Annotated in this window: 14 protein-coding genes and 3 pseudogenes; 1 reads left to right on the top strand and 16 read right to left on the bottom strand. The window is 35.3% G+C overall.

All coding sequences use genetic code 11. The features are described from left to right. Positions 1 to 78: 78 nt before the first annotated feature. From N1I87_RS15475 to N1I87_RS15490, 4 genes are all read right to left on the bottom strand, one after another. Positions 79 to 1,266: an IS701 family transposase gene (locus N1I87_RS15475; RefSeq protein ID WP_341101118.1), complete on the bottom strand. Its 1,188-nt coding sequence runs from the start codon at positions 1,264 to 1,266 to the stop codon at positions 79 to 81. Between the two features lie 111 nt (positions 1,267 to 1,377). Then, on the bottom strand, positions 1,378 to 2,529 hold the full coding sequence (locus N1I87_RS15480; RefSeq protein WP_341102763.1) for a restriction endonuclease subunit S: 1,152 nt from the start codon (positions 2,527 to 2,529) through the stop codon (positions 1,378 to 1,380). Positions 2,530 to 2,538: 9 nt separating this feature from the next. After that, complete coding sequence (locus N1I87_RS15485) at positions 2,539 to 4,068, bottom strand: type I restriction-modification system subunit M (RefSeq protein ID WP_341102765.1); 1,530 nt, start codon at positions 4,066 to 4,068, stop codon at positions 2,539 to 2,541. A gap of 11 nt (positions 4,069 to 4,079) precedes the next feature. Further along, positions 4,080 to 4,661 (bottom strand): restriction endonuclease subunit S, encoded by a 582-nt coding sequence (locus N1I87_RS15490; protein WP_341102768.1) that lies wholly within the window; start codon positions 4,659 to 4,661, stop codon positions 4,080 to 4,082. A gap of 182 nt (positions 4,662 to 4,843) precedes the next feature. Here N1I87_RS15490 and N1I87_RS18125 point away from each other — a divergent pair. After that, a pseudogene (locus N1I87_RS18125) lies at positions 4,844 to 5,317 on the top strand (ATP-binding protein). 410 nt (positions 5,318 to 5,727) lie between these two features. Here the strand turns inward: N1I87_RS18125 and N1I87_RS15495 are convergent. The 12 genes and pseudogenes from N1I87_RS15495 to rlmD form a co-directional block, all read right to left on the bottom strand. Further along, positions 5,728 to 6,189: a hypothetical protein gene (locus tag N1I87_RS15495; protein WP_048624081.1), complete on the bottom strand. Its 462-nt coding sequence runs from the start codon at positions 6,187 to 6,189 to the stop codon at positions 5,728 to 5,730. 169 nt (positions 6,190 to 6,358) lie between these two features. Continuing rightward, positions 6,359 to 8,269 (bottom strand): hypothetical protein, encoded by a 1,911-nt coding sequence (locus tag N1I87_RS15500; protein WP_048624082.1) that lies wholly within the window; start codon positions 8,267 to 8,269, stop codon positions 6,359 to 6,361. Positions 8,270 to 8,571: 302 nt separating this feature from the next. Then, positions 8,572 to 8,898, bottom strand: coding sequence for a tyrosine-type recombinase/integrase (locus tag N1I87_RS15505; RefSeq protein WP_341102770.1), 327 nt, complete (start codon positions 8,896 to 8,898; stop codon positions 8,572 to 8,574). Next, entirely contained in the window at positions 8,895 to 9,038 is a 144-nt protein-coding gene (locus N1I87_RS15510) for a hypothetical protein (protein ID WP_327804658.1), read from the bottom strand. Before N1I87_RS15510 ends, N1I87_RS15505 begins: the two co-directional genes overlap by 4 nt. A gap of 880 nt (positions 9,039 to 9,918) precedes the next feature. Beyond that, the gene (locus N1I87_RS15515) at positions 9,919 to 11,292 is read right to left on the bottom strand and encodes a hypothetical protein (protein ID WP_341102772.1); all 1,374 of its coding nucleotides are present in this window, start codon (positions 11,290 to 11,292) and stop codon (positions 9,919 to 9,921) included. Positions 11,293 to 11,401: 109 nt separating this feature from the next. Continuing rightward, positions 11,402 to 11,845, bottom strand: a complete 444-nt coding sequence (locus N1I87_RS15520) for a hypothetical protein (RefSeq protein WP_341102773.1) — start codon at positions 11,843 to 11,845, stop codon at positions 11,402 to 11,404. A gap of 29 nt (positions 11,846 to 11,874) precedes the next feature. Further along, entirely contained in the window at positions 11,875 to 12,444 is a 570-nt protein-coding gene (locus tag N1I87_RS15525; protein WP_341102774.1) for a hypothetical protein, read from the bottom strand. Between the two features lie 62 nt (positions 12,445 to 12,506). Continuing rightward, positions 12,507 to 12,740 (bottom strand): single-stranded DNA-binding protein, encoded by a 234-nt coding sequence (locus N1I87_RS15530; protein ID WP_036175045.1) that lies wholly within the window; start codon positions 12,738 to 12,740, stop codon positions 12,507 to 12,509. 141 nt (positions 12,741 to 12,881) lie between these two features. Beyond that, positions 12,882 to 13,550: a recombinase zinc beta ribbon domain-containing protein gene (locus tag N1I87_RS18130; RefSeq protein ID WP_445285699.1), complete on the bottom strand. Its 669-nt coding sequence runs from the start codon at positions 13,548 to 13,550 to the stop codon at positions 12,882 to 12,884. 33 nt (positions 13,551 to 13,583) lie between these two features. Further along, positions 13,584 to 13,712: pseudogene (locus N1I87_RS18135) on the bottom strand (hypothetical protein); the annotation flags it as partial. Further along, complete coding sequence (locus tag N1I87_RS18140) at positions 13,709 to 14,446, bottom strand: recombinase family protein (RefSeq protein ID WP_445285700.1); 738 nt, start codon at positions 14,444 to 14,446, stop codon at positions 13,709 to 13,711. The gene N1I87_RS18140 and the pseudogene N1I87_RS18135, both read right to left, overlap by 4 nt. Positions 14,447 to 14,737: 291 nt before the next feature. After that, positions 14,738 to 15,340, bottom strand: a pseudogene (gene rlmD, locus N1I87_RS15540) (23S rRNA (uracil(1939)-C(5))-methyltransferase RlmD); the annotation flags it as partial. Between the last annotated feature and the right edge of the window lie 171 nt (positions 15,341 to 15,511).

Raw genomic sequence — 15,511 nt, forward strand, 5'->3', positions numbered from 1 at the left:
AATTTCATTTCTACAACTGTAGATGAGCATTTTTCATTACAATAATTTCCATGGTTAGAGAGACAAACAGGGTACCCCTTACGCGATACGGAGCTGTTTTTTGATCACATCAATGGGAATATCTTGCTTTGCAGCGTCATAAATGAACTCGACGACGCTGTGGTCTTTCCGCGACCGAAGAAGCTCCAGCCCGGTGGAGAGGTTTTGTCGGGATTCGGCGATGCTGTACACGCAGGCCAACAGCACCACCGCCCAATACCGTTTCACCGCCCGAATGTGGCGAACGCGGTATCCATCCAGCTTCAGTTGATCTTTCGCCTGCCGGAAAAAGCACTCGATCGTCCAGCGCTGGGCGTAGTAACGCAAGATGTCTTCGTCCCCGAGTTCCCGGTCGGTGCTCAAGATGCAATGAAGATGTTCCGGCGCCATCGGCTGATCCGCCTTCCAAGCCAGTAGCACCACCGCGTCATCGAGGCCATGGATGGCCCCCTCATAGCGATACACGCGATAACGCTCCTGCCCCACCGTGACGAGGCGGGTGTCTTTGGACTCGATATAGCGGGCGAACTGCTTGGCTTGGATGGCGATGCCTTTCGGGTAGAGAATCCGGTTCGTCTTGAGCATCGCGATGACATGGAATCCCTGTTTCAAGCAGGCTTCAATGAGCTTTTTGGACGGATACCACGAATCCATGAGCACATACACCGGCTGAGCCCGCTTCACCTTGAGCGAGGAAAGCATCTCGATCGCCAGGTCGATCTTGCTTTTTCCCGCTTTCTTGTCATACAGGCGGAACGCAAATGGGAACGCCTGCGTGAAGGTGTGCACCATCAGCCAAACGAGCGAATGCCCCCAGACCGATTGATGATCTTTATGCGAGTAGTGCCAGTCGCACCCTTGAATGGCGTGCGCAGCCCGTGACGAAGGCTTCGTTTTTTGGCAAATCGTATCATCAATCGAAACAAAAAGGGGTTGATTCTTCCGTTTGGCCAGTCGTTTGACCTGGGAAAGGATCCACTCTTGAAGCTTCCCAAGCAGCCTTTCCTCGTTCCAAGGGCTTTTCGTGAAAAAGTGACTGAGCGTCGTTCGATGATTCGGATGAAAGCTCCAGTAATGAATATCAGTCAATGTTCCCGAGAATCCCTTGGTGGTCAAGGCATCGACGATATGAATGAGATGCTTGATGACCGGTTTGGAAAGCTGCAGCGTCAACCCCAGCGTGAAGAAAAACTTGTGGATTCCTTGGTGATGTGCTAATCTATTCATGAGACATGAACCTCCTTGTGTGAATGGGTTTTGAGCACATCTATTTTACCCAAGGAGTCCGGTTCATGTCTCCTTTTTTGTTTAGTTGTCAATTTATGTCAGTGAATTTGCTCATCTACAGTCTACAACTTCTTTTTCAAGCAATTTCAACTCTTTATCAAATAAATCAAATAAATCGCAAATATATTTTTGATACTCATAATTATTAAATATTTTTATAGGAATAATAGCCATGATATTGTTCATTAATTTTGGATTTCCATTTCTAACAACGTATTTATCAGTACTTGCTTGTAGTATATACGAAAGATAACGAGCATCAATATTTTCCTTTTTAAGTTTCAATACTCCACACACATTGGTACAATTAAACTTTCCATTACGGTAAAATACTGTCCCTGCATTTACACCATCAGTAGTCCATGTTATATATTCGCCATCAAAATCATATTTATTTATACTACCTATTTTCCCTTCATCTGATGTTTGAGAAGAATATACAGGATAAATTCCTGGATTCTCAGCAATCTCTTTTTTACTAATTACTCTTCCTCTGCCTAATGCACAAATATCTTCTACCTTGTATTCCTCCCACTCCCCTTCAAACCCAGGCAATCTCACTTCACCCGTCAGCAACTTCTGCATTAACCCTTTTTTCTGCTCTTTTTTCTGCTCAATCAGCTTTTCTTTAAGCTCTATTGCCTTGTCCCAAGTAAAAAGAATATCAGCAATCTTATTTAATTCATTCTCATCACCATCAATAATAAAAGAATTAAAAAAGTCTGCTATTGATATGTTTAGTAAACCATGGTTTCTAGCTCCTTCTTGTGCAATAGCATGTATTTCATGATTTAACATTCCAGCTTCAAAATATTGTTCATAAAAATCAGATGACTTATTATTTTTAGAAGGTCTAAAACAAATATAAAGCGAAGAAACTACTCCTTCATCATAATTTTTTAATTTCTTTATTGCACCATATGGATACCCGTTTGAATAGCTCTTATTATAAGCAAAATCGCCCTTTTCTAAGAGAATATAATTAGATAAGTCTTTACTAGCTACACTTTTGTTGAAGAACTCTTCCTGGTTAATTAACCCTTGTTGTGCAGAGATAGTTAAGACATTTGTTACCCCTTTTTTATTTTTTGTAGTAATTCTATCAAATTTGTCTTTTAATCGAACAACAGACCAATCATCAGGAATAATCCCTAAAACTGATTCTTTATATCCTTTTGGTATATCATTAACTACAGTTTTCACCACATTCACCTACAATCCCAGCTCTTTCAAATATTTTTCCATCTGTGCTTCTACTTCTTTAAGCTCTTTCTTAATATTGGCAATATTTTCTTTCACCGCTTCCATATCGACCGGTTCTTCTTCTTCGAAGGTATCGACGTAACGAGGGATGTTTAAGTTATAGTCGTTTTCCCGAATTTCATCAATTGTGGCAAGGTAGGAGTATTTATCAATTGTTTCCCGTTTTTCATAGGTTTCTACAATTTTTTCGATATCTTGTTCTCTTAATTTGTTTTGGTTTTTGCCTTTTTCATAATGTTCTTCACCAGAAGCATCAATAAATAGCACGTCTTTTCGTGTACGGTCTTTTCGAAATACCATAATACAAGCTGGAATTCCGGTACCGTAAAATAAACCTTCCGGAAGCCCGATGACAGCATCCAACAGATTCAACTCAATAATTTGCTTACGAATTTTCGCTTCACTCGCTCCTCTGAAAAGAACACCGTGAGGCAGGATCGTCGCCATTCTTCCGTTTTCCGCTAATGAATACAGCATATGTTGAACGAACGCATAGTCCCCTTTTGAACTTGGCGGAACGCCCCATTCAAATCTTCTATATGGGTCAAGGCTTGCTTCCATTTTAAATTTTTTATCTGTGTTTCCTTCACCGGCAAATCCCATGGCCCATTTGTCTAAAGAAAATGGGGGATTCGCTACAATGACTTGAAACTTCATTAATTTGCCGTCTTCCAAATGTAATGGATTCGCTAATGTATCTCCCCACTCAATTTTTGCATCATCAATGCCATGCAAATACATATTCATTAATGCTAACGAGTGAGTAGCCCCATTCCGTTCCTGGCCGTAAATCGCCACTTTTTTGCTTGGCACTTGTTTGGCCACCTTAATCAGTAATGAACCTGAACCACATGTCGGGTCATAAATACGATCATTTTCTTGCGGTTTTACCAGTCGCGCCAAAAGTTCTGATACTTCGGCAGGTGTGTAAAACTCTCCACCTTTTTTTCCTGCATCTGATGCAAACAGACCAATCATATATTGATAAGCATTCCCTACAATATCTTCATTTCCTAATTGCGATGGTCTTAGTGATAATTGATTAAAATCCTCTAATAATGAACGTAGCATGGCATTCCGCTCTTTTGCTTTCCCGAGAATCGCCTCTGAATTAAAATCAATATTGCGGAAGACGCCACGAAGTTTCCCTGAGTTTTCATTTTCAATTCTTTCCAATGCTTTGTTGATAATCTCTCCAATTTCCGGATCATTTCTTTTGCTATATAAATAATCGAATGTTGATGTTTCGTCCAATACAAAACGTTCTCTCGATAGTGCACGTTGAATGCGTTGTTCATCTCCATTGTAGCGCTTTGTATATTCTTCTAATTTCTCTTTATACGTATCACTCAGATACTTAATAAACAACATGGTTAAAATGTAATCTTTATAAGTTGATGAATCGATTTTTCCTCTAAACGTATCAGCAGCTTGCCATAAAACGCTGTTAATTTTCTCTTGTGTTGTCTGTTCAACCATTCTTTTTCCTCCTAATTTTTATCATTTAAAATTTGTTGAGTAATTCCTTGAAATAGCAGCTCTTTTTCTTCAATCAGCTTCTTATACAATCGTTTTTCTTTTTGATGAAGCTGATATAGTTCTATTAGTGCTTTTTGTTTGGAAAGAGATGCAGCTATAATAGGAATGGTTTTTAAAACATGCTGATTCGTACTCGGTATCCGACTGCCCGCTTGAGAACGCTCCAATTCTTTTTTCACATTCCACGTGTTAAGATACCATGCTATGTATCGGGGCATAACTTTTGACTGATCCACCTTGATAATGGCAAAGTAAGATGGAATCAATAAGCCGCTGTACTCTTTATCGATACAGACTGCTGTATACGGCTGACTTAACCGCATTAATACATCGCCTTCTTTGGTAAAGTAATGATCTTCTAACTCATCATTACTAACAAACTCTTCAAACGAATCATTTTCGATGAATCCATCTTCGCTTATATTTTTAAGGGACAGCAGTTTATACGTAGCCTTTGCCGTATATTCCATTTCTGCTTTTTTCCTACTTAAAACAAGACCCGTCTTTATTTTGGCAATATCACCGAGCTGCATATTGCACCTCCTTTTAAATGTCAAATTCAATATTTAACAACAGTGTTAAATAAAGTATATGACTTTTTGACTAGCGCGTCAATCGTTTTCTTTTATATGTGCAGCAACAACCAAAAATTTTTTCTGTGTACATGAACTATATAAAGGAATAGTACGCATTGAATAAATAAACGTTCTTCACAATGACACTATCAAAATGTCGGTTTTGCCCACGGAGAAAATCTATTTTTCTTGGACCACCGGGCGTTGGAAAAACACATTTAGCCATTTCCTTTTCGATTGAAGCCATTACTCAAGAATACACCGCTTTAGACGATTTAGTGGCAGAACGCCGAAAGGCAAACGAAAAAGGGACTCTCGAACGTTTAGTCAATCATTGGAGTCGCCCAGACATACTTTATAGATGAGGTAGGATATCCCCTTTTGATGAACTAACGGAGAATGTGTTTTTTTAAATCATAATCGAAATGATATGAACAAGGAACGATGATTCTTACATCGAATAAATCCTATCTCAAATGGGGAAAAGTATTCGGCGACGATCATTAGCAACAGCCATTTTAGATCGTCTATTACATCACCCCATTACCTTTAACATCAAAGGCGATTCTTACCGCCTCCGAGAAAAGAAAAAAGCAGGCCTTTTTCCTTCCTAGTTATCGAATTAAACGTTCAAAATGGGGAATTTCATTTTGTTGAAATTGGGGAATTTTCAATCGTTGTTGTCCCCCGCCCCAACCCCGCATTCTTAAGTTCGAGTTAAAATACAGTTTGGCTATAGAAACCTAATTTCGGACAATTTTTGATGCAAAAATGACCGTTTTTTCGCCTCTTTTTTCGCATTAAAAAATAGTTTTGCTTATATTTGGAGAGAAGAGAAAATTGAGAAAAGAATGATGGGACAAGGGATTGGCATGAAAAAAACCGAAATCGCAAATGATTTTTTTAACGAAATCAGAGTCGGAATAGCAAGAGTTTATTTTAACTAGCAATTGTTTATTTTGGGGTTACATAGGAGAAAAAAAAGAGACTAGGAGGTAAGAAGACTAATCTTGCATTTTGCTTACTATACACCTTCTAAATAATTCATTTTGGCTTGTTTTATTTGTTGTTCTACAAGCTCCCATCGTTTATCAAATATATCAATATCATCAAAACTTGCATCCCAAAAATATTTCTTTCTTGCACTTTCCCTTGCATCATTTAGAACTTTTTCTAAGTTTTCACTTTCATACTTAACAATTGTTATTATCCACTCACGTTCAAATCCTTCGTTTTCTATCTTAAAGTATATTTCATCACGTTTCTCCATAAGTTTATCTCTTTTTTCTATCCATTTTCCCCTACTATCCAAACTTGAACTTTCTTTTATAATTACGTCAAGCCTTTTTAATGTTGCCGAAATATCAGTCAATTCCCTGAATTTCCGCTGAAGTAACTTATCTCCCTTCAACTTCTCTAATGTTTCGTTCAATTTTTGTTCTGTTATCTTAATAACTTGTTCTTCAAATACTCTAACCATGTTCAATTAACTTCACCTCTTTGCTTTCCGAATTATTCCAAATAATTTTCATTTATATTACTTATCTTGCTACATACTCTTCATTTTCCATAAAAATAATTTGCTTCCTCGCTAAATTGTATTGGTTTAAAAATTTATTGAACTGTCCATCAATTGAAGTTTTTATATTTGCAACCTACATGTATAAATACGGTGGAAACGATGCTGTTTTTATATCTATGCTTATCTTACCCGTTTCTTTGCCTTCCTCTTTTGCTTTCTTAATAGCTTTAGTTTTTTCACTCTCACTTTTCAGAAAATTCTTATACCATTCATAAGTTTCATGTATTGAATTTAATACTTCAGATATTTGTAGATCAGGACGTCTTTTTAGATAATGTATAATAGTTCCAATTAAAGAATTAATATATTTATTTAAACGGATTGTAAATATATCGATATTATTAAATAAGATGTTGTTATTAGAATGAACTAATTTGTTACGTACTCTATATATGCGCGTTAAATCATGTTCAATCAGTTCATGTAAATTCTCGATATTTCTCAAAAGTTTACTTAAATCTGTTAAAACCTCTCTTATAAAAGCAATCTCTCTATGCATTACTACATCCTTTTCTAAACTTTCAAATAAACTTTTAATATTATCTTCTTCTCCTAAAAAATCTACTAACTTATTTTTATCGTATTTTCCTTCTTCTTTAGAACATTTAAAAAATAATTCTTTTACTATATTTATTTCATGAAATCTCTTATTTGCTAAAAGTCTCTCCCAAAATATATTAAGCCGCTCTTTTACAAGATATAAACTAATCACTTTAGGCACTATATCTATTATTTTACTAATTATACTTTTCCCCTCATAGGAATTTAAAAGATATTCAAGGCTGGACCAATTATTGAGTAATCGATTTTCTGGTGATGTTTCAATAGACTTCTTTAGCATTTCAAGTGAATTATTCAATTGCTTAATACTAGTTGTAATACGGCCATTTTCTTTTCTCACTTTATCTCTTAAAAGTAAAAAATCTTTAATGTCTTCATTTTCTCTGGCACTTATACTATTATTAAAAATTTGTGCGTCAGTATTATCAGTTCTCATTTGTACCCATTCATTATAACCATTCGATAAAAGACATTGTACATTGACCGCAACTTTATCAAAATTATAATAATGTTTATACATTCCAAGATAACTTTCTAAGTTTTTAACTACTTTTTCTATAGCCTTATATTTATCATAAGCAACAACTTCGACTTTTAAATTATGATATTTATCAGATTGTCGAAAATGGAGTTTATCTTTTCTTTCACGAATGATATACTCTTCACTTTCATTCAGTCTACAATACCTATATTTTAAATTAATACATCCTTCCGTTTCCAACTCATTTTTTAATTCATCCGGTAACCAACTATTTATAATTATAGAATACTTAGTAGGTTCTTTAATCAAATCTTTAAACGCTAATAGAGCCTTACTCAATTCTTCTCTATCCAAATCTTTTATGTATTGATATAATTCTTTGTAACTTTGTTTCCATTCACTCAGATATTTAAACGAATATCCTAAATTTAATAACTCACTAATAAAATACTGGACTATTAAATCGATCTCTTTGTAGGATAATGGAACCTCTAAAATTAAATCAATATATTCTTCAATTAAACTTTCAGAATCATATCTTTTTACTAAACTAGAAATTGAAATACGTATAGTATTTAATTTCTCTTGATCTACTTTTTCTTTTTCTCCTTCATTTAAAAATTCCTGAATTCTCTTAACTAGAAAACTTATATCCCTGGCTAACTCTCCCTTTATTAATAAAGGATTCTGTTTACAATGAAATAAAATACTTTTCATTGAACTGATTAAACTATGTTTTAATTTAGTTTTATCACTAGTTCCTTCCCTAATATCTTGCTCAATTTCCAAAAATTCGCTAAACATTAATGTTATGCTATCATATCTCTTTTCCTGTAAGGCTTTTGTAAACATTTGAGATTGTTGGGATTTAGAATAATTAAAATACTCCATGATCTTACTAATAAAATAACGTTGACCACCTAACAACTTTTCTTCTGACACTTCTTTCCCCTCAATCTAATTGATTTTTTTAAAGTATACCATAAATTTCTACAAAAAATTACATTGACAAATACAGATAAAAAATATAGTATTAAAATGAAGAATAAATTTATAAGATGTTGAATAAGATAATATTGCAAATATCGGACATGGCATAATGAAATGGGTCAAAGTTTTGATTCCCTTATTATGCTATGTCCTTTAGTATTATATATTATTTTTATTCACTGAAACCAAATATTAATATATCCTCCTCAACGCCTCCAACTGTTCTTCCTATAATGAGTCAACATATATCACTGTTATTTGAATCTTTCATGTCGTGCAAATTTCCGAATAGTTTCAATCGGCGTTCCGGCATTGGCCAAGTTCTTACAGAAGCTATGTCGAAAGCGGTGTGGAGTATTGTTCTCCATATTGGCAAGACGTGCGTATTTAGTCAGCATTTTTTGAATTCCTAGCTCGGATAAAAATGGGAAACGCTCGGATACAAATAACCGTGTGGATTCTTTATGTATGTACATTTCTAAATTTTTTCGATACTTCAGCCATTTACGTAAATTTCTGGCGTGCTTTTGAACCAGTAATATAGTGGCAAACTTATTCCCCTTGCTTTCCCGAGTGATCACACTTGAACACCTTTATCTTTAGATATGATGTCGTTTATTTCTAATGGAGCAACCTCATTTACCCGAAGTCCTGCATCCAGCATTAAGTCGATCATGGCATTTGCACAGCCGTTTGAATTCGTTTGGCTCCAATTGTACATAACCAATGAATCGGTCTAGTTCTTCTTTTGTAAGCCATTTTATTTGATTAGCCCCATTAGCATATTCCAATTTTTCGATTTTGATACGTGCCATCGGATTGTCTTTAATGATCCCTCTAGAAAGCAAAAATGCAAAGAATACCTTTAATGCGGCAATATATTTATAAATGTTGGAAGGTTTTCGTTTGCATTGAAGTTTTAAATAACCGGTATATTCTATTAGATTTTCCGGTAAAATCGGACATTTTTTGAAATATGCTCATCTCCCTCTCAATATGGATTCATGTACTATACTCTCTGATTCTTTTGTTAAATCCTTTTGAGTAAAGTAGTGGTCAATTTGGTTGATGACTTGAAATACCCGTCCACATTACGAATCCTGTCTTCAAGGTGATCCAATACCAGAGGAAGACCAACATCATTACAATGCGACTTACAGCCCTCGAAAAATCGGGATATATAGCTTAGAGGAAGATCGTGTAGTGAAATGACAATGCCCTTATTGTAAAGGCGAATGTGTCAAACCTAGTCCTGAGATCTGTGCCTGTCACGCCTCAAAATTTGTCGAAGATGGATAGAGATAGAGAAATGCCTTAGCCTTCTGTCTTTTTTGAGAGTTGAAGAAAAACTTCGAAGAGTTCTTATCCTTTAAAGTGCTATCGCTCGCGGTTCATCGACCGAATCGAAATAAAAGCAGATGGAACACCGAAAATCTTTTACTGATTTTCGGCTCCTTCTACTTAATTTCCCCTCAACACTATCTCCGCCTCGGCCTCCACATGCAACGAGCGGGGTGGATTGATGTCTTTTACATTGTCGGTAGTCGGAAACACGTCAAAGGCTCTTTTTGCAATATCGGTAGGCGGGAACATATCCACTCTTATTCAAAACTCCAACTCTCAATTATTTTTGCACCTTTTGTCATTAACTCTGAATGTGATTCATTCGATAACATTTCTTCATGTAGTTTATTAGACATTTCATCACTAATGTTAATGGTATCACTCGAAAATTTATCTTTAATTACTGTATACAAATCATGAATGTTTTTTATTTTTCCATTCGACTGCCCTATGATGAAAAGCATATAAAACATAAAGATAGATTTTTTATTTGTTCCTTTGGGATTTAATCTGATTCCTTGTTCAAAATGTTTCCAGTGTTCTTTTACAAACCGCTTCAATCCTCTTATAGTAATAGCAGATTCTTGCAGTAAACTTTGAATATTATTTAGTATAAGAGTTATTACTTCTTGCGTTGGCTCATCAATAAGATTTAGTTTCTCAAAAAATAATTCATAATTCGTGACATACATCAGTTTATATTTAAGTGTCTTATCTGTCATATCCTTAGGTATCATGGCTGTTAAACCATCACCAATATTTGTAGGTTCAAAACTATTGATAAAGTGTTCCTGTAAATTTTCTATATCCGTATCTGAAAAACAGATATGCTTTGCATCGAGTGTCAATTCTTGGAACAGTACATTATATTTACAGCCATCTAAGGGTTTATCACAAACCCGTACATTATATATAGCAATACCAAATAGATTTATAATTACATTAACTGAGTTATCTTTTGACACATATGACAATAAGGCATGACTTCCATAATTGACCATATTATTGAACAGTGCATATATTTCTGGGTTGCTAACAATCGATACTACTTTTCCCCCGTTACTTCTTGTTATAAAATCGATGATAGGTGTAAAATCATCTATTTTTGACATGACTTTATTCTTTGCACAGTACCATTCAAATCCAATCTTAGCTACCATTCTATACATAGCCATGCTAAAAAATACTGATAAATCTAGTGGTACTCTTTTTTCAATCTCTATCTGATTGACATCAATTTCACTAACGTTTGTATCGTTCGCAGCCTTAATTTTCTTAATTTCATCGATTGGCCCCAACAAATATTTCCCATCAACACTACGCATCTTCTTTTTTCCTCCGAACAATTCAGTTTCAGAGGTTATTTTTGCATTGTAGTCAGTATCACCAACAGTAATTATTGATTCATAAGATGCATAATTTTTTCCTTTACTTGATTTGATATCAAGTTCATTTGTTATCAACGCCAGCTTTTGGATAACCTCAGCTTCAAACATATCACTAAAATCATTATTATGCTTAATTCTACATACATTAGGATTTATCATCTTGGCATTAGTAAGGGCATCTGGGATTATATCAGACTTTGATAAATCCTCCGTAACACCACAATATATACATCCATTTTTCATCAGAATCACCACATTTCTATAATTGCACCTGTTTGATTGTTTCTACTAACAACACAATGCAATTATCCATTTATATTTTACTAACGATCTCATTTCAAATGCCTAAATGCTATCGCTCTTCAATTTTCCAATGAGAGTTGTTTAAAATCTCATATAATATTTGAATTATTCTAGGAGCGTAGCTTTCAAATACTATTGTCCAAGTTCCCGGTTCTGCAAAGGGAAGAGCTTTACCATCAGTACCCTCTAAACAATATTGGTATGCATTTCTATGTGTCATGATATTTCTTATGCCTCTGGTACCAGATTCTTTGCTAGCTAGAAAATGATAATCTTCTTCGGATAGAATATTATTATTTTTTAAATCGGACAAATCCTGTAAAAAGTTTTGATTATAATTTTCTCTTACAGATTTACAGATTAACTCCATCGCATTAAACAAAACTAATATAGCAGCATAGTCTTCTTCATTTTCATGTAAACGCAAAGAAGTAAATAACATATCACCATAATAGTGTGAATATTGCCAAATCTCGCCAATCAATTTATTCACAAAATATCCCCCCTCTTCAATTAAATACTTCAAATCACTATTACGTAATATTTACGACCGTCACTTAAGTCCTGCCAGATAAAATCATATCTGCTTGTTAATGCAATGCTATCTTTGTTTTTTCCTACACCTGTTGGCTTAAAAATACAACCGTAAACAGAATATTCTTCTCTAAAAAACTTATATATACCTTCATTGTTGCACCCTTCATAAAAAGGTCTATCTGAAACAAGAGCAACAGCAGCTGTTTTAGTAAATCCTCGGTTCTTAAGCTCCTCCATAAATTTAATATCCTTCACGAACGAATACATCTGTTCTGGATACTGACCATTTAATGGGCACTTAAGTTCAATTGCATACTTCTCTGATTTATCTTCATTAAAAATAGTAATATCTATTTCTTTTTTTATAGTTTTATTGTCTGGTGTGAAGTATGATACATTTCTTTCAAATTGAATACGATAGTCTGGAAGCTTTTCACGTAGGAATATCCCCAGCTCATGCTGGAGGCTAAACTCATTATAAATTTCAATACTCTTAGACTGAACAAACAAGAAAAAGTCATCTACTAATTGCCTTAAATTAAGCAAAGCATCCACCCCATACACCCTAATATAATTTATAGTTATTTATTGCCCTTCATAATAGTTTTGCTATATCCTCAAACCTTCTGATACCTCTGCTGGTTAGATGACGTCTTTTCAATAGCCTTTATATTACCTTCCATTTTATTTACGTAGTTTAAAAATAAAGTCCCAAGCAGAAGTCGATCCTTTCTGGGTATTCTATTCCATACATAACCCTTGAACAGATCTTTGACAAGAAAGACTTCACCTTCATTCAAGTTTTCAGTTTCCTTAATAGCTTGTTCTAGTAACTCATTAACATCACCCATGTTGTCATCTCCTTATCAATAACAATATTAACAACATTGTTAATAAGATTATATGCCTTTTACCAATTCTAGTCAATAAGAAGAAAAACACCAATCAAGAGAATATATCTCCTGAATGGTGGTCATTCATGAAGGTTATGTTTATACATATACTTCTACACCAGATTTAAATTCAATAGTTAGTTTATCATCATAGACCGTTATTTTCTCTATAAGTCTCCTTACTAGCTGCTCATCATATTCCTCAAGGAGGCTGGATTGTTCATTTAGGAACTTTTCCATATCTTCTAGTCTTTGCTTGGAACCTTTTTTGCCTGCTTCTTCTGCTAAAGCCTTATGCCTTTCTTCTCTGAGCCTATAAATCTCATCAGCAATGTCGTTATAATCCTCTTTGGAATTGGCCAGTCTCAAAAGATCTTTTTGTAATTCCTCTAGCTTTTTATCTATCTCGGCAACAATATTATTGTCCGTTTCACTTATCACTGTTTCTATATTTTCCTTTAAGATAGTTAAAAAGCCATTCTTTTGCCCTATTAGTTTATTAATTGCCTCCACCGTAGCAAGGCCTATCATATCCTCCAGCACGGTTCGGGAATGACAAGTTAACCCTGTATTCTCAAGTCTACTGATGCATCTCCAAACAATCGATTTTTTACCTCGGTTATTCCAATGAACTCTACGGTATATTTCGCCACACTCTCCACAGAAGATAATTTGTGAAAATACATGATTTGAACTAAAGTTTCTTTTCTTTCCACTAGTACTTATATGTCCTCTACTTCTACGAACTAACTCTTCTTGTACCTGCATAAAGATTTCACGCGGAATAATGGCTTCATGGTTATTCTCTACATAATACTGAGGTACGATTCCGTTATTTACAACCCTCTTTTTTGTAAGAAAATCTACCGTATAAGTTTTTTGGAGCAGTGCATCACCAATGTATTTTTCATTGCTTAATATTTTCCTTATAGTACTGGTATGCCACCTTTTTTTCCCGCTCCCGTAAGTATGCCATCAGCTTCAAGTCCTTTTTTGATTTTATCCATACTTGAGCCTCCAAGATACTCTCGGTAAATCCTTTTAACTATTTCAGCTTCCTCCGGCACAATTACTAATCGCTTATTTTCATCTTTGGTATATCCTAAAAACCTAGAACAATTGACCATTACCTCTCCCTGTTGGTATCGGTATTGATAGCCAAGCTTTACATTCTGGCTTAATGACTGGCTCTCTTGTTGCGCTAAGGATGCCATAATGGTAAGCATAATTTCACCTTTGGCATCCAGTGTATTGATATTTTCTTTCTCAAAATATACCGCAACGTTTTTATCTTTAAGTTTTCTGATGTATTGTAGACAGTCCAAGGTATTTCTAGCAAATCGGCTTATTGATTTGGTAATAACCATATCAATTTTCCCAGCCATACACTCATCAATCATTCGATTAAATTCGTCGCGATTTTTTGTATTTGTGCCGCTGATACCATCATCAGCAAAAATCCCTGCAAATTCCCACTCTGAATTCTTCTTGATAAACTCTGTATAGTGTTCAATCTGCACTTCGTAACTACTAGCCTGCTCATCACTATCTGTAGAAACTCGGCAATAAGCAGCGACCCGAAGTTTTGGTGTTTCATCTTCTTTTCGGCTGTTGCCTACACGTTTAATTGCAGGTATAATCATTACATTTTTATTAACTGCCATCTTGCTGCACCTCACTTTCTATTAAGCTGTATACATATTCAGCTTTTGTAAAAGGATTTGTATACTTTTGAATTACTTGTCCTATGGTATCTTTTTAATTATCTATCCTGCCTTCTCAACCCCAATAAAAAATCTAACCTATCAACTCGATCCCTATCACTTTCATGGTAGTTGACATGTTTCCTCAAAGAATAAAAATAAGGGTTTCCCGACATTAACGTCCTCGACAAAGATGTCATGAGAAAAATTCATTGTCAGGAAACCCTTTATCTATAAGTGCTTAAAGTATCTTTATTTCTCAACCCTTGACATCAATACCACGCACTCCACATGCCTTGTTTGCGGAAACTTGTCGACGGGTTGGAGTTTGAGGGGTTTGTATCCGCCGTCTTCGAGGATTCGGAGGTCGCGGGCGAGTGTGGCGGGGTTGCAGGAGACGTAGACGACTTTTTTTGGTTTTATTTGAAGGATGGTTTCTAATAGAACTGGGTCGCATCCTTTTCTAGGGGGATCGACAACTAGAACGTCGGCTTTGATTCCTCTTTTGTACCATTCTGGAATGACTTCTTCTGCTTTTCCTGCCTCAAATTCGGCATTGGTGATGCCGTTTTCAGCGTTTTTCTTTGCGTCTTCGATCGCTTCGGGGACGACTTCAACGCCGTACGCTTTTTTCGCGTTTTTCGCTAAAAACAACGAAATGGTGCCGATGCCGCAATAAGCGTCGATGACCGCTTCATCGCCTTTTAATTCGGCATATTCCAAAGCTTTGTCATACAATACTTTCGTTTGTTCAGGGTTGACTTGGTAAAAGGACCTTGCTGAAATAGCAAATTGGACGTCACCTATAAAGTCGTAAATGACATCCCGTCCCCATAAAACGATCGTTTCGTCGCCGAGAGTGTAGACAATTCATATTGTTACCGATAGAAGTTAATCATAACTTCAGAATGGAAAAACTTTAGCTGAAGGACGGATTTTTTTGGTTTTCATCTTTATCTTATAAAAGTATTCAAAACATGCACTATTTCGTCTAAGATAATGTACTTTTTTACGTTTATTGCGTAT

Source organism: Bacillus sp. FSL W8-0102 (assembly GCF_038007225.1).
GTDB classification, from domain to species: domain Bacteria; phylum Bacillota; class Bacilli; order Bacillales; family DSM-4216; genus Bacillus_O; species Bacillus_O smithii.